The organism is Pseudomonas sp. VMV1, assembly GCF_056790235.1.
The window spans coordinates 754,841-771,718 of the sequence record NZ_JBXGSE010000002.1; the positions used below are offsets into that span (position 1 = coordinate 754,841).

14 protein-coding genes are annotated in these 16,878 nt (G+C 66.4%); 3 read left to right on the forward strand and 11 right to left on the reverse strand.

The window, feature by feature from the left end; translation table 11 throughout:
* Nucleotides 1–10 precede the first annotated feature (10 nt).
* From xdhC to xdhA, 3 genes are read right to left on the reverse strand one after another with little or no spacing between them, the layout of a single operon-like run.
* Nucleotides 11–835, reverse strand: coding sequence for a xanthine dehydrogenase accessory protein XdhC (gene xdhC, locus ACUCV0_RS09040; protein ID WP_271655233.1), 825 nt, complete (start codon nt 833–835; stop codon nt 11–13).
* Nucleotides 832–3,231 carry a xanthine dehydrogenase molybdopterin binding subunit gene (gene xdhB / locus ACUCV0_RS09045; RefSeq protein ID WP_313647251.1) on the reverse strand — a complete coding sequence of 800 codons (2,400 nt, stop codon included), beginning with the start codon at nt 3,229–3,231 and terminating at the stop codon, nt 832–834. Before xdhB ends, xdhC begins: the two co-directional genes overlap by 4 nt.
* On the reverse strand, nt 3,224–4,663 hold the full coding sequence (xdhA, locus tag ACUCV0_RS09050; protein WP_482212518.1) for a xanthine dehydrogenase small subunit: 1,440 nt from the start codon (nt 4,661–4,663) through the stop codon (nt 3,224–3,226). Before xdhA ends, xdhB begins: the two co-directional genes overlap by 8 nt.
* A 314-nt stretch (nt 4,664–4,977) precedes the next feature.
* On the opposite strand from xdhA, the gene ACUCV0_RS09055 reads away from it, so the two are divergent.
* Nucleotides 4,978–7,551 carry an EAL domain-containing protein gene (locus ACUCV0_RS09055; protein WP_313647253.1) on the forward strand — a complete coding sequence of 858 codons (2,574 nt, stop codon included), beginning with the start codon at nt 4,978–4,980 and terminating at the stop codon, nt 7,549–7,551.
* Here the strand turns inward: ACUCV0_RS09055 and ACUCV0_RS09060 are convergent.
* From ACUCV0_RS09060 to cydP, 7 genes are all read right to left on the reverse strand, one after another.
* Nucleotides 7,519–8,169: a LysE family translocator gene (locus ACUCV0_RS09060; RefSeq protein WP_482212519.1), complete on the reverse strand. Its 651-nt coding sequence runs from the start codon at nt 8,167–8,169 to the stop codon at nt 7,519–7,521. The two genes, ACUCV0_RS09055 and ACUCV0_RS09060, sit on opposite strands and share 33 nt — an antisense overlap.
* A 181-nt stretch (nt 8,170–8,350) precedes the next feature.
* Nucleotides 8,351–10,312: a nitrate- and nitrite sensing domain-containing protein gene (locus ACUCV0_RS09065; protein WP_313647255.1), complete on the reverse strand. Its 1,962-nt coding sequence runs from the start codon at nt 10,310–10,312 to the stop codon at nt 8,351–8,353.
* Nucleotides 10,313–10,527: 215 nt separating this feature from the next.
* Entirely contained in the window at nt 10,528–10,824 is a 297-nt protein-coding gene (locus ACUCV0_RS09070) for a cyd operon YbgE family protein (protein WP_059315294.1), read from the reverse strand.
* Nucleotides 10,811–10,927: a cytochrome bd-I oxidase subunit CydX gene (cydX, locus tag ACUCV0_RS09075; RefSeq protein ID WP_007158843.1), complete on the reverse strand. Its 117-nt coding sequence runs from the start codon at nt 10,925–10,927 to the stop codon at nt 10,811–10,813. Before cydX ends, ACUCV0_RS09070 begins: the two co-directional genes overlap by 14 nt.
* 25 nt (nt 10,928–10,952) lie before the next feature.
* Complete coding sequence (cydB, locus tag ACUCV0_RS09080) at nt 10,953–12,092, reverse strand: cytochrome d ubiquinol oxidase subunit II (protein WP_271655228.1); 1,140 nt, start codon at nt 12,090–12,092, stop codon at nt 10,953–10,955.
* 10 nt (nt 12,093–12,102) lie between these two features.
* Nucleotides 12,103–13,716: a cytochrome ubiquinol oxidase subunit I gene (locus ACUCV0_RS09085; RefSeq protein WP_313647256.1), complete on the reverse strand. Its 1,614-nt coding sequence runs from the start codon at nt 13,714–13,716 to the stop codon at nt 12,103–12,105.
* A gap of 33 nt (nt 13,717–13,749) precedes the next feature.
* The gene (gene cydP, locus ACUCV0_RS09090; RefSeq protein ID WP_017641416.1) at nt 13,750–13,893 is read right to left on the reverse strand and encodes a cytochrome oxidase putative small subunit CydP; all 144 of its coding nucleotides are present in this window, start codon (nt 13,891–13,893) and stop codon (nt 13,750–13,752) included.
* Nucleotides 13,894–14,154: 261 nt separating this feature from the next.
* On the opposite strand from cydP, the gene ACUCV0_RS09095 reads away from it, so the two are divergent.
* Nucleotides 14,155–14,415, forward strand: coding sequence for a hypothetical protein (locus ACUCV0_RS09095; RefSeq protein WP_313647257.1), 261 nt, complete (start codon nt 14,155–14,157; stop codon nt 14,413–14,415).
* A gap of 203 nt (nt 14,416–14,618) precedes the next feature.
* Nucleotides 14,619–15,533 carry a membrane dipeptidase gene (locus ACUCV0_RS09100; protein WP_482212520.1) on the forward strand — a complete coding sequence of 305 codons (915 nt, stop codon included), beginning with the start codon at nt 14,619–14,621 and terminating at the stop codon, nt 15,531–15,533.
* A gap of 78 nt (nt 15,534–15,611) precedes the next feature.
* On the opposite strand, the gene ACUCV0_RS09105 is transcribed toward ACUCV0_RS09100, so the two are convergent.
* Nucleotides 15,612–16,799 (reverse strand): aminoacetone oxidase family FAD-binding enzyme, encoded by a 1,188-nt coding sequence (locus tag ACUCV0_RS09105; RefSeq protein WP_313647258.1) that lies wholly within the window; start codon nt 16,797–16,799, stop codon nt 15,612–15,614.
* Nucleotides 16,800–16,878 lie beyond the last annotated feature (79 nt).

Here is a 16,878-nt window from a genome sequence, read left to right on the forward strand (position 1 = left end):
AGGTAAACGACTAGCTTGGGGTGGCGGTGACCAGCCGCAGCGGCTGATCTGCCTGTTGGGTCGGGCGCCCGTAGTGGGCGATGACCTCGCCGGCCACGGCGATGGCGATCTCCAGCGGCAGCTTGCCCTTGACCTCGGGCAGGCCCAGCGGGCAGCGCACCGTGGCGAGGTGTTCGGCGCCGTGGCCGCGGGCCGCGAGGCGGTGGCGGAACTTGGCCCACTTGGTCCGGGAGCCGATCAGCCCGAAGTAGCCATGGTCGCCGCGAGCGAGGATGGCGTCGGTCAACTCCAGGTCCAGGGGGTGATTATGGGTCATGACGATGTAGTAGGCACCCGCCGGCATCCGCGCGATCTCGTCGAGTGGCTCGTCGGTCAGGATCTTCTCCACGCCGGCGGGGAGCACGGCGGGAAATTCCTGGGCCCGTGAATCGACCCAGCGCACGGCGCAGGGCAGGCCGGCCAGCAGGGGCACCAGGGCGCGGGCGACATGGCCGGCACCAAAGACGATCACCGGTACATCCTGGGCCAGCTGGGGTTCGAACAGCAGGGTGGTGACGCCACCGCAGCACTGGCCGAGGCTGGCGGCCAGGGAGAACCGCTCCAGGTGCGGCTGGCGGGTACCGGCGGCGAGCATCTCCCGGGCGATCTCCACCGCTCGGTATTCCAGGTGGCCACCGCCGATGGTCAGGTGCTGTTCCTCCCGGCCCACCAGCATCTTGGTCCCGGCGTCGCGCGGCGTGGAGCCCTGCTCATCGGCCACGGTGACCAGTACGCAGGGTTCGCCTCGCGCCTCGAAGTCGGCCAGGATGGCCAACCAGCCACGTCTCGTGTTCATGCCGGCTCCTCCGTGGTGATGGCCGAGGCTGTCTGGGCTTCGGCGGCCAGGCGCCGCATCCGCTCCACGCCCCAGAGTACCCGTTCGGGGGTGGCCGGGGCGTCCAGTGCCGGATGGAAGCGATAGTCGGCCACGCTGGCCACGGCATCCTGCAGGGCGCACCACACCGAGATGCCGAGCATGAAGGGCGGCTCGCCCACGGCCTTGGAATGGAACACCGTCGCCTCGGGATTCTTGCGATTCTCCACCAGCCGCACCCGAAGGTCGGGCGGTACGTCGCTCACCGCCGGGATCTTGTAGGTGGACGGGCCAGCGGTGAGCAGCTTGCCAGCGTCGTTCCACACCAGTTCTTCCATGGTCAGCCAGCCCAGGCCCTGGACGAAACCGCCTTCCACCTGGCCGATGTCGATGGCCGGATTCAGGGAGGCGCCGACGTCGTGGAGGATATCGGTGCGCAGCAGCCGGTATTCACCGGTGAGGGTGTCGATCACCACCTCGGAGCAGGCGGCGCCGAACGCGTAGTAGTAGAAGGGCCGGCCACGGGCCTGGTCGCGGTCGTAGTGGATCTTGGGCGTGCGGTAGTAGCCGGTACTGGAGAGCGATACCTGGCCGACGTAGGCCAGTTGGATCAGCTCCTCGAAGCTCAGCAGCCGCTCGCGGACCCTGACGTGGCCGTTGCGGAATTCCACCTCTTCAGAGCCGACGTGGAAGTGCCGGCTGGCGAAATCGATCAGCCGGTCCTTGATGGTCTGGGCCGCGTTCTGGGCGGCCTTGCCGTTGAGGTCGGTACCGCTGGAAGCCGCCGTGGGTGAGGTGTTGGGTACCTTGTCGGTATTGGTGGCGGTGATCTGGATGCGACCGATGTCGACCTGGAAGACCTCGGCCACCACCTGGGCGACCTTGGTGTTCAGGCCCTGGCCCATCTCGGTGCCACCGTGGTTCAGGTGGATGCTGCCATCGGTGTAGACGTTGACCAGGGCACCGCCCTGGTTGAGGAAGGAGGAGGTGAAGGAGATGCCGAACTTGACCGGGGTCAGCGCCAGGCCCTTCTTCAGCACCGGGTTGGCCCGGTTGAAGGCCTGGATGGCTTCGCGTCTGGCCTGGTAGTCGCTACTGGCCGCCAGGTCCGCGGTCATCTCTTCGAGCAGATTGTCTTCCACTACCTGGTGGTAGTGGGTGACATGGCGCGTCTCCTTGCCGTAGTAGTTGCGCCGCCGCACCTCCAGCGGATCCAGGCCACGGTGGCGGGCGATGGCGTCCATGACGTTCTCGATGGCCAGCATGCCCTGGGGCCCGCCAAAGCCGCGGTAGGCGGTGTTGGACGCCAAATGGGTCTTGCATCGGTGGCCAGTGATCTGGGCGTTGCCGAGAAAGTAGGCATTGTCGGCATGGAACATGGCGCGGTCGATGATGGCGTTGGACAGATCCGGCGAATACCCGCAGTTGCCCGCCAGCTCGAAGCGGATGCCCAGCAGGCGCCCGTCGTCATCGAAGCCAACGTCGTATTCGACATGGAAGGGGTGGCGCTTGCCGGTCATATGCATGTCTTCAAAGCGCGGCAGGCGCATCTTCACCGGGCGCCCGGTAAGACGGGCAAATACCGCGCAGAGCGCCGCAGGCATCCCGGCCTGGCTCTCCTTGCCGCCAAAGCCGCCGCCCATGCGTCTCATGTCGACGGTGACCCTGTTCATGGAGACGCCCAGCACCTCGGCCACCTGCTTCTGTACCTCGGTGGGATTCTGGGTGGAGGAATAGACCAGCATGCCGCCGTCTTCGGTGGGTAGCACCGAGGCCACCTGGGTTTCCAGATAGAAGTGCTCCTGGCCGCCGATGGCCAGCTCGCCCTGCAGACGATGGGGCGCGGCGGCGAGCGCGGCGGCGGCATCGCCGAGCTTATGACTGTGGCTGGGTGAGATGAAGTGCTCGCGCCTCAGCGCCTCCCTGACATCGAGGATGGCTTCCAGCGGTTCGTATTCGATGAGGGCGGCCTGGGCGGCGCGGCGGGCGGCGTCCAGGCTGGTAGCGGCCACCGCCAGTACCGGCTGGCCCAGGTACTGCACCTTGCCATCGGCCAGCAGCGGATCACCCGGCAGCACGGCGCCGATGTCCAGTTGGCCGGGCACGTCGGCGGCGGTGATGGCCAGGGCCACCCCGGGGATCTGGTAACAGGGCGCGAGATCGATACGCAGGATGCGCGCGTGGGCGTGCTCGCTCATCCGCGCATAGACGTGCAGCTGGTTGGGGAATTCCAGGCGATCGTCGATGTAGACGGCTTCGCCGCTGACATGCTTGTCGGCACTCTCGTGCTTGAGCGGCTTGCCGACGCCGGTGGCCAGGCCGGCAGCGAAGGCGGCGGCCATTTCCTCGGGGGTACGGACGGGGAGGGTGCTAGACATGGGCGGTGACCCTCGTAGCGAGCGCGGGCTGGGTGGTCTCCAGATGACATTTGCGCAGCAGATTCTGCGCCGTCAGCAGGCGGTATTCGCGGCTGGCACGGAAATCAGACAGCGGCGCGAAGTCCTCCGCCAGGGCCTGGATGGCGCGCTCGATGCTGTCGCTGGTCCACGGCTGGCCCAGCAGGGCCTGCTCACAGTGACTGGCTCGCTTGGGCGTGGCCGCCATGCCGCCATAGGCGATGCGCACGGTGGCGATGCGATCCTGCTGCAGTTCCAGCGCGAAGGCGGCGCAGACCGCGGAAATGTCGTCGTCCAGGCGCTTGGACACCTTGAAGGCGCGGAAGACCAGCCCCTCATGGGCGCGCGGCACCCGCACCGCCTGGATGAATTCGCCCGGCTCCAGGGCCGTCTTGCGGTAGTCCAGAAAGAAATCGTCCAGGGGCAATTCGCGCAGCCGTTCGCCCTGGCGCAGCAGCAGGCGTGCCCCTAGTGCCAGCAGCAGCGGCGGGCTGTCGCCAATGGGCGAGGCATTGCCGATGTTGCCGCCCAGGGTGCCCTGGTTGCGGATCTGCAAGGAGGCGAAGCGCTGCAGCAGGATGCCGAAGTCCGGGTAGTCGGCGGCCAGGGCGGCGGCGCAATCGGCGAGCGGGGTGGCCGCGCCGATCTCGATGCCGTCCGCGCGAACGGTCACGCCGCGCAGTTCGGGGATGTTGCCCAGGTAGATCAGGGTTTTCAGGCGGCGATGCTGCTGGGTCACTTCGAGCGCGAGATCGGTGCCGCCGGCCAGCAGTCGCGCCTCGGGATGGGCCTGGTAAAGGCGCGCCAGTTCGCTCAGGGTCGTGGGGCTGTGGCAGCGCCGCCCGGCACCGTCGAGCCGGGTCTCGGCTACCGGGGCGAGGGCCTTAAGGCGCGCCAGGGTCTGCTGCTCCCGGGCATCGAACTGATCCGGCTGGCGCTGGGTGCAGGCCTGTTCGGCGGCGGCCAGGATCGGCCGGTAGCCGGTGCAGCGGCAGAGATTGCCGGCCAGGGCTTCGTGGGTGGCGGCGCTGTCCGCTGATTCCACGTTTTTCTGCAAGGCAAACAGCGACATGACGAAGCCCGGGGTGCAGTAGCCGCACTGGGAGCCGTGGCAGTCGACCATGGCCTGTTGCACCTGATGCAGGCGACCCTGATGCTTCAGGTCCTCCACACTGATCAGTTGCCGGCCGTCCAGCGCCGCGACAAAGGTCAGGCAGCTGTTGACCGTGCGATAGCGCAACCGCTCGCCGTCGGGTTCGGCCAGCACCACGGTGCAGGCACCACAGTCGCCCGAGGCGCAGCCTTCCTTGGTGCCGGTCTTGCCGCTGCGCTCGCGCAGGTATTGGAGCACGGTGAGGTTGGGGTCGAGCTGCTCTTCGACGCGCAGCTCCTGGTCCAGCAGAAACCTGATCACGGCCGCTCTCCACCTGGGTTCGGATAATTCGATGGTGGGTAAAGCTGACCATTAGGTCAACAATCGTCCGGGCGAGCGGACCATCCCTGTCGTTTTTGAGCAAGCGGTAAGGGTGTGGCTGCGCCGTCCCGGCGCACGGGGAAGGCGGCTGCCCAGTGACGGTGCAAAACGAGCCCGTCTGAGCCGGCCCTTTGCAGAATCTTTAGGCGACGGCTTCAAGCCATTGGCGCCGTTGCCGATATATAGGCAGACGATTACGGCCAGGCCGTCAGCCGTCGGTACCCTCGACCAACCCGCTCCGACAGGTCACTGCCTTGCCTACCCAACTCAACCGTGTCGCCCGTCAGGCTTCCCTTGGTTTCTTCGCGCTGGTCACGCTCATCTTTACCCTGGCGGGGTGGATGCTGTTCGACCTGTGCGCGCGCATCGACGCGCAGCAGCGCGAGCACAGCGAGGCGGACGCCCAGCGGGCGCTGGAAACGCGCCAGGACAAACTCGGTCGGGTCTTGACTGACTATTCGTTCTGGATGGAGGCCTATGCACGGACCAGCAACAAGGTCGACGTGAACTGGGCCTATGAAGAAGACAACGTCGGGCCCTCGCTCTACAGCGACTATGGCGTGAATGGCGCCTTCATCCTGGCGCCCAACGGCATCACACGCTATGCGGTGGTCGGCGGCGGACGGAGCAAGATGCAGCTGGAGACCTGGCTGGGTGATGATCAGGCCAGGCTGCTGGCGCTGGCCCGCGAGCGCTCGTCCAAGGATGGCTATGCCCAGGGCTATTTCCTGGTCGACGGCAAGCCAGCCAGTGTCATGGTCGCGGTCATCCGTCCGGATGCCACCTACCAGGACTTCAAGCGGCTGTCCTACATGGTGTTCGTCGACATCCTGACGCCGGACAAGCTCGCGCAACTCGGGCAGGCCTTTGAATTGCACGGGCTGACCGCACAGCCGGGTGAGCTGCCCACCATCGGACAGCGGCCAACGCTGGTGGTAAGGTCCGATCCCGGGATCGCGGTGACCTTCAACTGGACCGTCCATGGCATGGGCCATCGGCTGCTGGCGCAGTTCCTGCCGCTGCTGGCGCTGATGTGCGGCCTGGCCTTGCTGCTGGTCTGGTACCTGCGCCGCCGGATCGCCCTGGCCGCCCGCCAGACCGACCTGGCCGAGGATGCCCTGAGGCACAGCGAGCAACGCTTTCGGACGGTCTCAGAGGCCTCGTCCGACTGGATCTGGGAGGCCGACGCCGAGCAGCAGCTGGTCTATCTCTCCGAGCGTTTCGTCGCCGTCACCGGCTTCAGCCGCGAGGACTGGCTGGGACGCCCCCTGCACGAATTGCTCGACTATCCGCCAAGCCAGGTCGACGAGGTAGCCAGGACCCCCTTGGCGGCCGGTCGCGTGCGTCGGCCCCTGCGGTGCGAGATGCATGACGCCCAGGGCAAGCTCAGATTCTGCCAGCTCTCGGCTCAGGCCATCGTCACCGGTGGTCTGCTGGCGGGCTTTCGCGGCACCGTGTGCGATGTCACCGAGGAGATCGAGGCCAAGGCGCGCATCGAACACATCAGCCAGCACGACGCCCTCACCGGGCTGGCCAACCGTCATCAGCTGCACCGCTACCTGGCGCAGCGCTTCGCGGAGGGCGTCAACGCCGGCCAGCCGCTGCATCTGCTGACCCTCGACCTGGACCGCTTCAAGCCGGTCAACGATTCCCTCGGCCACGGGGCCGGTGACAAGGTGCTCTGCCAGGTCTCCCGGGAATTGCGCGCCAGTGTGCGGGAGGATGATCTGGTCGCCCGCATCGGGGGCGACGAATTCGTGGTTGCCGTGAATGGCTGCCAGAGCGCCGAGCAGGTCAGCGTGCTCTGTAGCCGGATCCTGGACGGCATCGGCCGTACCATCCGCATCGACGAGCATGACATCAACATCGGCGCGAGCATCGGCATCGCCACGGCACCCCAGGACGGCCACAGCGCCGAGGATCTGCTGCGCTACGCGGACATCGCCCTGTACGAAGCCAAGGCGGCGGGACGCAATACTATGAGGTTCTATGAGCCCAGCATGAACCAGCGCATCCTGGAGCGGCGCCAGCTGGAAACCGAATTACGCCAGGGGTTGCAGCGGCTGGAGTTCGAGCTGGATTTCCAGCCGCGCTTCGATGCCAGCAGCCAGCGACTGCTGGGCGCCGAGGCGCTGGTGCGCTGGAACCATCCGACCCGGGGTCGGTTGGCACCGGCGCAGTTCATCGGGGTGGCGGAGGAGACCGGTCTGATCCTGGGCCTTAGCGACTGGGTCCTGCGGGAAGCCTGCAGCCAGGCGGTGGCCTGGGCGCCGGATTTGATCGTGTCCATCAACCTGTCGCCGCTGGAGTTCCAACGCGACGACCTGGTGGCGCGGATCCGCACGGTCCTCGAATGCACCGGCATAGCACCCGAGCGGGTCGAGCTGGAGCTGACCGAGAACGTGCTGCTGGACGATGCCGACGGCGCGCTGGAGTTGATGAAGAAACTCAAGGATCTGGGCGTGCGGCTGTCGATGGACGATTTCGGCACCGGCTATTCCTCGCTGAGCTATCTGCGCACCTATCCCTTCGATTGCCTGAAGATCGACCGCAGCTTCGTCTCCAACATCGAGGTGAGCGAAAGCAACGCGGCCATCGTCGAGGCCATCGTCAGCATGGGACGGGCGCTCTCGCTCACGGTGGTGGCGGAGGGCATCGAGACCGCTGGCCAGCTGGCGCGCATCGCCGATCTCAAGTGCGATCAGGCCCAGGGCTTTCACCTGCAGCGGCCGCTGTCCCAGGCGCGTTTCGCGGCGCTCAGGAGAGGACAGTTGCAGGGGACGGACGAGTCATCCTCAGGCCCGCGCGCCGTGTTCGCTGAGGAGTGAGCCCAGGCTCGCGCCCAGCAGCAGTATCGCGAACAACAGAAAGATCGCGCCAGCGATCTGGTTCAGGCGCGCAAGCCTGGTGCCTGTGCTCAGGCGGGTACTCAGCGCCGTCGCGATGCCCGCATAGCTGCAATGAATGACGAGGCTCAGGACGCAGAAGGTCGTCACCAGCAGCAACATCTGCGGCAGCACGGGCCGACTGGTCTGGATGAAGGGCGGAAAGAGCGCCATGAAGAAGACGATCAGCTTGGGATTGGTGATGGACACCAGCAGCCCTTGCAGGAGGCGTCTTCCCGCGCTGGCTGTTCGTTGAGCATGATCGGTGACCTGGCCCTGGGGCGAAGGGGCGCGCAGCCGACTCACGCCCAGCCACCCCAGGTAGATCGCACCGATCAGCTGCAGGCCCAGCAGCGCCCTGGGCGAGGCGCTGACCAGGGCGCCGAGCGCGGTGCTGGCCAGGCTGGCCACCACCAGCATGCCCAGTACCACGCCGAGGATGCCCGGCAGGGCGCCCCGCAGCTGCAGGAGCAGGGCGTTGTTGATGGTCAGCAGGACGCCCGGACCGGGACTGGCGATGGTGAGACTGCTCAGCAGCACATAGAGGGCGAAGGCGTCCATGGCATTCCCGGATAGTCTGGCGGCCGGTCCTCGGTTGGCCGGTTCCCGCTGCCAGGTCCTAAGACGTGACAACCCTCCCTAGTCTAGTGGAGCGATCGCCGGCGTTGCCATCCAGAGTGACGGCTTTCCAACCGTACAGAGGCGGATGGCAAGCCGCATGCGACTGTTTCCGGCCCGTGGATCACGCCACCCGGAAGCGCCCCACCAGGCCTTGCTGCTGCTCGGCCAGGCGCGCCAGTTCTCGACTGGTGACGGCGGTCTGCTCGGCGCCAGCGCTGACCTGGATCACCAGATCGTTGATGTCGTTGACGTTGCGGCTGATCTCTTCGGCGACTTGGCTCTGCTGTTCGGCGGCCGAAGCGACCTGGATGTTGCGGTCGTTGATGAGGGTGACGCCCTCGGCGATCTCGCCGAGCAGCTCGCCGGCGCGGACCACGTTGCTGGCACCGGTCTGCACCTGGCTGAGGGTCTCCTGCATGGCCTGGGTGGCACGGTCGGAGCCGCTCTGCAGATGGCTGATCATCTGCTGGATGCTGCCGGTGGATTGCTGGGTCTTCTGCGCCAGGGAGCGTACCTCGTCGGCCACCACGGCGAAGCCACGCCCGGCTTCGCCGGCGCGCGCGGCCTCGATGGCGGCGTTGAGGGCCAGCAGGTTGGTCTGCTCGGCGATGCCGCGGATCACGTCCAGCACCGAGGAGATGGCGTCGCTTTCCTGTTTGAGCTCGGCGATGATCTCCGAGGTCCGCTCGGCCTGTACCGACAGGCCCTGCACCAGGCCGATGGTGGCCTGCAATTCACGACGACCCTGGCTGGTGTTGGCCTCGACCTGCCGCGAGCCTTCGGCGGCTTCGGTGGTGCTGCGGGCGACGTCCTTGACCGTGGCGCTCATCTCGGCGATAGCGGTGGCGACCTGGTCAGTGCCCAGGCGCTGCTGGGCGACGTTCTGGCTGGTCTGGATGGCGACCGCCGAGGCTTCTTCGGCGGCGGTGGCGACCTGCACGGTGGCGGCGCCGATCTCCTGGATCACCTGACCCAGCTCCTGGCTCATCAGGTTGAGATTACCGGTGATGGTGCCGAACTCGTCCTTGCCCTGGTAGGCGCAGCGGGCGGTGAGGTCGCGGGTGGCCAGGCGGGTGAGGGTGCCGTTGACCTGCTCGACCGCCTGCTTGATGTTGCGGATGATCACCCAGGCCAGCGCCGAAACGGCTACCAGCACCAGCAGTACCAGGCCGAGGGTGATCCAGAGATCGCGGCTGGCCTTGGCACGGGCCTGTTCGGCCTGGGCGCCGACACTGGCACCCAGGTCCGCCTCCACCTTGCCCATCAGGTCGATACGCTGGGTGGCCAGGTTGAACCAGTCCTCCGGCTTGATGCCCAGGGCATCGCCGAGGGGGACGGTGAAGGCCAGCTGTTGCAGGCGGCTGACTTCCATGGCGCTGGGCTGCTTGAAGGTGTCGTCGAGCTGACGGATGAATTCAGGCGTGGCCTTGCGCTGGAAGGCGTCGGCGTAGGCGGAGAATTCGCCCAGGTTGCGGGCGAAGCGCGACAGCAGGCCGGCATCGAAGCGATTCTGGTTGAAGGCCAGGCCCAGCAGTACGCGCTCGCGCCCGGCGCGTTCCTTCATCTCGACGAAGAGATTGAGGGCGCCCAGGGCGCGCAGGATCTCAGGATCATCGACACCCGCTTCGAGGGCATGGGTGTAGCCGATCAGTGCCTTGATCAGGTCGGTGTAGGCCGTGCCGGATTGGGTGCTGTTGAGCGCCAGGCCATCGACCTTGCTGCGCAGGTCACGCAGGCTGTCCAGGGCGCGCATGGCAGTCTGGATGGCGGCGTCGTTACCGGTTGCCAACGCACTTAGGTCCTTCTGGGCCTTATCGCTGTCTTCGCGGAAGGTCTTGAGCTTGTCCTGCATCGACTTGCCGCCACTGCCGAGGAACACGCCGCTGGCACCGCGCTCGCGCTGCAGGCTGGTGACCAAGGCACTGACGCGCTCGGCCGTGGCACTGGCGGTCACGGTGTGCTCCATGTTCTTGAGCGTTTCGTAGCGATCGGCGGTGTAGAGACCCGAGATCACCAGGAAGCCGGCCAGGGGCAGGAGCAGGATCAGCAGGAGTTTGGTACTGAGGGGGGCATTCCTGAGCATCGTGGCATTCTCTGAGGCGTTCAGCGGGTACGCCGGCGGCAAGCGAGGAGCCGGCACGGGCAAGATCGATTCCGGTTATGTCGGCACCCGCAGACGAACCTTGATAGTCAGATTATTCATCGACGGGAGTGAGGCGGCGCGAGTAGCGCGGCCAGGCGGTACGGCGGCTGATGAAGAAGGCGCCCGGGAAGTCCGGGCGCTATTGTCAGGCTCCGTCAGCCGAGCTGCGCTCTGATGAGCAGGGCGTAACCCAGCCCCAGCAACGGCCAGCCCACCAGCGGCCCGAACACCAGGCGCCACAGCCAGAGCCGCGGCACGAAACCGACGCCGTGGACCAGGCCGGCGGAGACGCCCAGCATCACTCCCATCAGCAGCGGATGGCTGTAATGCCCGCTGGCATCGAGCATCAAGCCCGGGTGAATCATCAGCAGCAGCGCCAGGGGCGCCGCCAGCAGCAGGGACAGCGTCCGTCCTAGTGGGTGGACGCGGGGCAGGGCCTCAGCACTCGGCATCGTCATGGACGTCCAGCTCCCGGGTACTTTCCAGCCAGAGGGCGTTGATGATGCCGAAGCTCGCGGCGAGCAGGACACCAAGGATCCAGGTGAAGTACCACATGAAGGAGTCTCCTTGAGATCGGTGATCAGTAGAGGCCGTGGGGGTTGGCGTCGATGAAGCGGTCGTCGACCTTGCCCCACATGCGCACGTAGCTCCACAGGGTGTAGGCCAGGATGAGCGGCACGAAAATGGCGGCGGCGACGAACATGATGCCCAGCGTCTTGTGGCTGGAGACGGCGTCCCAGATGGTCAGGCTGGAAGCCGGGTCCAGGCTCGACGGCAGCACGAAGGGAAACAGCGCGCAGCCGGCGGTGGCGAGGGTGCCGACGATGGCCAGGGACGTACCGGTGAAGGCCAGGCCGGCCTGCCGCCAGCTGCTGCCGAGCAGGGCCAGGACGCTGCCGAGCGCGGCCAGCACCGGGGCGAGCAGGGTCAGCGGCTGGGTATGGTAGTTGGCCAACCAGCCCGGATTGCCGGCGGTCACCACCTTGTGCAGCGGATTCAAGGCGCTGCCCGGATCGCCCTGGCTGACCAGCACGTAGCCGTCGAAGCCGTAGGCCAGCCAGACACCGGCCAGACCGAAGGTGACGAGGTGGAGCAGGGCGCACAGGCCGGTGGCACGTCGGGCGCGCTCGCCCAGGGCGTGGTGGGTACGCAGCATCAGCCAGCTGCCGCCATGGGCGCAGAGCATGGCCAGGCTGACCGCGCCGCTGAGCAGGGCGAAGGGGTTGAGCAGAGCGAAGAAGCTGCCGCTGTAGGTGGATCTCAGGGTGTCGTCGAGCTGGAAGGGCACGCCCTGGAAGAGGTTGCCGAAGGCCACGCCGAACACCAGGGCCGGCACCAGGCTACCGGTGAACAGGCCCCAGTCCCAGGCGTTGCGCCAGCGGGTGTTGTCGAGCTTGCTGCGGTAGTCGAAGCCCACCGGGCGCAGGAACAGGGCGAAGAGCACCAGCAGCAGGGCCCAGTAGAGCCCGGAGAAGGCGGTGGCATAGACCATCGGCCAGGCGGCGAAGAGGGCGCCACCGGCGGTGATGAACCAGACCTGGTTGCCGTCCCAGTGGGGCGCGATGCTGTTGATGGCGGCGCGGCGTTCCTTGTCGGTCTTGCCGATCAGGGGCATCAGGATCATGGCGCCCATGTCGAAGCCGTCGGTGAGGGCGAAGCCGATCAGCAGGACGCCGATCAGCACCCACCAGGTGAGCTTGAGCACTTCGTAGTCGAACATGACAGTCTCCTCAGGCGTTGGCCGGTGCGACGGGCTTGGCGGTGGCGGCCTGGCGCAGGGCGTCGCCGACCTGGGCAGCCCGTTCGTGGAAGTAGCGGCCGGTGTACAGGCTGCTCGGGCCGAGGCGGGCGAAGCGGATCATCAGGTACATCTCCACGATCAGGAGCAGGGTGTAGAAGGTCACCAGGGCGCCGATCGAGCCCCACAGATCGGCCGGAGCCAGGGTCGAGGCCGACAGGTGGGTGGGCAGGACCTCGCTGATGGTCCAGGGCTGGCGACCATGCTCGGCCACCCACCAGCCGGTCTGGGTGGCGATCCAGGGCAGCGGCAGGCTGAACAGGGCCCACTTCAGCAGCCAGGGCTTCTTGAGCTCGTTGCGCCGGGTCGAGGCCCAGAAGGCGCAGATGAACAGCGCCAGCATCAGCACGCCACTGGCGACCATGATGCGGAAGGTCCAGAACAGGCTGGCGACCCCAGGGATGGTGTCCCGCGCGGCCTGCCGGACCTGCTCGGGAGTGGCCGTGGCGGGATCGTTGACGTATTTCTTCAACAGCAGGCCATAGCCCAGGTCCTGCTTGTGGGCGTCGAAGGCGGCGCGGGTGGCGGCGGAGTCGTCGCCGGCGCGCAGTCGCTCCAGCAGGGCGTAAGCCTGGGCGCCGTTGCGGACGCGGGCCTCGTATTGGCTGACCAGATCCTTGATGCCGGTGACCTGTTCGGTGGTGGAGCGGGTGGCGATCAGGCCCATCAGATAGGGGATCTTCACCGCGTAGTCGGTGCGCATCTCCTGTTGATTGGGGATGCCGAACAGGGTGAAGGAGGCCGGGGCTTCCTCGGTGTTCCACTCGGCTTCGATGGCGGCCAGCTTGACCTTCTGGACCTCGCCCACGCGATAGCCGGATTCGTCACCCAGCACGATCACCGAGATGACCGCGGCGGTACCGAAGGCGGCGGCCACGGCGAAGGAGCGCCGGGCGAAGCCGATGTCGCGACCCTTGAGCAGGTAGTAGCTGGAGATCGCCAGCACGAAGATGGCGCCGGTGACATAGCCCGAGGCCACGGTGTGGACGAACTTCACCTGGGCCACGGGGTTGAGCAGCAGGGCGCCGAAGTCGGCCAGCTCCATGCGCATGGTCACGTAGTTGAACTCGGCGCCGACCGGGTTCTGCATCCAGCCATTGGCCACCAGGATCCACAGGGCGGAGAGGTTCGAGCCCAGCGCCACCAGCCAGGTCACCAGCAGGTGCTGGCCCTTGGACAGGCGGTCCCAGCCAAAGAAGAACAGCCCGATCAGGGTGGATTCGAGGAAGAAGGCCATCAGGCCCTCGATGGCCAGGGGCGCGCCGAAGATGTCGCCGACATAGTGGGAGTAGTAGGCCCAGTTGGTGCCGAACTGGAACTCCATGGTCAGGCCGGTGGTGACGCCCAGGGCGAAGTTGATGCCGAACAGCTTGCCCCAGAACTTGGTCATGTCCTTGTAGACCTGGCGGCCGGTCATCACATAGACCGATTCCATGATTCCCAGGATCACCACCAGCCCCAGGGTCAGGGGCACGAAGATGAAGTGATACAGCGCGGTCATGCCGAATTGCAGGCGTGACAGGTCCACGACGGATTCCGAGATCATCCCGGCAATCTCCTCAAGCTAAAGGAAGGGGTACTAGTCCAGCAGGTGGGCGCTGACCGCCTGGGTGGCGTCGGGCGGAACCGTGGGGGCGCTGAACCAGAGGCTCTTGATCACCATCAGCAGCGCCAGCTTGATCAGCAGGATGACCAAGAGTTCTTTGACCAGGCGTCCGTTCATGGCGACCTCGCGAGCCGTGGCGCCCCTCCAGGGCGGAGTGGCGGCTGCATGCAGGATGCGCCTGCTGGCCCTGGGCAAAACTGATCCAGATCAATTGGCCAGTGGCCATCGCCTGGGGCAGGTTGTCGCAGCCGTTCAGGTCGGGTTCAGAGGGGTTAAGACAGCGTTAAGACGCCAGGGCGCAAGGTAGCACCGTGACTGACGCCGGACCGCCTTTGCGCGGTGACGCCAGCCCCCATGTTCAAGACAGGAGAATCCACCATGAACGTCTTCAACAAGATGGCCGCACTCGCCCTGCTCAGCACCGCCAGCTATACCGCCATGGCCGCCGAGATCAACGAAAGACGCGCCCAGGCCGTGCCGCAGCCCAAGGTCGCGCAAACCGAGGTCGCACCGGTCCAGGAGGTAGCCGCCAGCCGCTGGGACCAGGCGCTCGATCCCAAGGCCTATGGTCAGGCCTCGGTCCGCTACCGGGCCCGAAGCGTGGATCCGGCGCTGCTGCGGGGCGTCAGCCTCGGCTAGGCCGCCGCCGACGCGAAGTCGGGCCTACCTGGCGACGGGATCTCCGTCGCCAGGCCGTCCTTTGAGTCTGCGTGCTATGGTGAGCCCCTCCGGAGACGTGGAGAGGGGAGAAGACCTTGGAAACGATGGCGCCCAGGCGCGAACGACCTCTGCCGCTACGTTGGGACGCCCATGCTTGCCTGCCCCTCGTGCCGGGGCAGGACATGTCTGCCTTGAGTCGCTATCGCGACGCCGGCTTCCATCACGTGTCGATCAACGTCGGCATGGACATGACGCCCTTCACGACGGTGCTGCAAACCCTCGCCGGCTTCCGCGCCTGGCTTGGTAGGCATCCTGAGCACTTCTGCCTCGCCGGCGAGGTGGCCGACCTCTACCGTGCGCGCGAGCAAGGCAAGCTGGCCATTTCCTTCGATCTGGAAGGCTCGACCATGCTGCTCGACGACCCGGCGATGGTGGGTCTATACGCCTCTCTTGGGGTACGCCAGATGCTGCTCGCCTACAACCGCGACAACGCCTGCGCTGGCGGTTGCCATGGCGAGGGTGGCGGCCTGACGGCGCTGGGCCGAGCGATGGTGGCAGCCGGCAATGCAGCTGGCATCACCCTCGACTGTGCCCACGCGAGCGAGCGTGCCAGCCTCGAAATCATGGCGGTCTCGACGCAACCGGTGGTCTTCTCCCATACCAACATCAAGGCGCTCCACGATCATCCCCGGACGGTGAGCGACCGGCAGATCCAGGCCTGTGCCGAACAGGATGGCGTGATCGGCCTGACGGGACTGGGCATCTTTCTGGGTGATCCCGAGGCATCAGTGACCAGCTATATCCGCCAGATCGACTACCTGGCGGAACGGGTCGGGACCCGTCATATCGGCATCGGGCTCGATACCGAGTTGTGTCCTGACGACCATGACCTTCCCGCGGGAGTCGACGTGGAAGACTGGTGGCCGGCGCGCCATTATGGACAGCCTCACGGCCATACCCAGCTGCAACCGGAGGCGCTACCCGAGCTCAGGCAGCAGTTGGCCGGCAGGGGTTACGGCGACGTCGATATCGATGCCATCCTGGGCGGTAATTTCCTGCGCATCGCGAGTCATACCTGGCCGTCTTCGGCTGCCTGAGTCCTTGCATAGACGGCGGAACGTTCGGCGCGGCGGTGTGCCCAGCGCAGGCAAAGCACCTTGGTGGTGATCCCTGGGTTAGACGTATTGCGCCGCCGCGTAACCCGAGGCCCAGGCCCACTGGAAGTTGAAGCCGCCCAGGTGGCCGGTGACATCCAGCACCTCACCGATGAAGTACAGGCCAGGTGACTTGAGCGACTCCAGGGTCTTGGACGAGACCTCGCGGGTGTCGACGCCGCCCAGGGTGACCTCGGCGGTGCGATAGCCCTCGGTGCCCGCCGGGACCAGTCGCCAGTCGTGCAACCGCGCGGCGATGGCCTTGAGTTCTTCGGGGGTGTACTGCTTGAGCGGCCTGGACTGGAACCAGCTGTCGGCGAGCAGGGTGGCCATCTTCTTGGTGAACAGCTCGCCCAGCAGCGTCTTGAGTTCGCTGTTGGGGCGCGCCTGGCGCTGCTCGGCGAGCCACTGCACCAGGTCGAGATGAGGCAGCAGGTCGATGCTGAGCGTATCGCCCGGTTGCCAGTAGGAAGAGATCTGCAGGATCGCCGGACCGCTGAGGCCGCGATGGGTGAACAGCAGATTCTCGACGAAGATCTGGCCGTTGCAGCTGATCCGGCAGTCTTCCACCGCCGTGCCGGACAGCGCGCTGCAGAATTCCTTCAGCTGGGGATCGGTGATCGTGAAGGGCACCAGGCCGGCCCGGGTGGGCAGGAGCTGATGGCCGAACTGGCGGGCGACCTGATAGCCGAAGCCGGTGGCGCCCAGGGTCGGGATCGACAGGCCACCGGTGGCGATCACCAGGGATTCGCCACGCACCGGGCCCAGACTGGTCTGCAGCTGGTAGCCACCCGGGTCGAGGCGGGCTATCTCCTGCACCGAGGTATCGAGGCGGATGTCGACGCCGCCCTGTTCGCACTCGTCCAGCAGCAAGGCGAGGATGTCGCTGGCCTTGTTGTCGCAGAACAGCTGGCCCAGCTTCTTCTCGTGATAGGGCACGCCATGCTTGGCCACCAGGGCGATGAAGTCCCACTGGGTGTAGCGGGCCAGCGCCGATTTGCAGAAGTGCGCATTCTGCGAGAGGAAGTTGGCGGGCTCGCAATAGAGATTGGTGAAGTTGCAGCGGCCACCGCCGGACATGAGGATCTTCTTGCCGGCCTTGTTGGCATGGTCGATTACCAGCACCCGGCGGCCGCGCGCGGCGGCGCTCAGGGCGCACATCAAACCTGCGGCGCCTGCACCGATGATGATGACCTGGGTATCGAACACGCTGAACTCCTCGCCTACTGACAGCGGGTCATTGGCCCGCGGCGGCGCATGTTACCCGATCGGTCGAGCCGGGTGGATG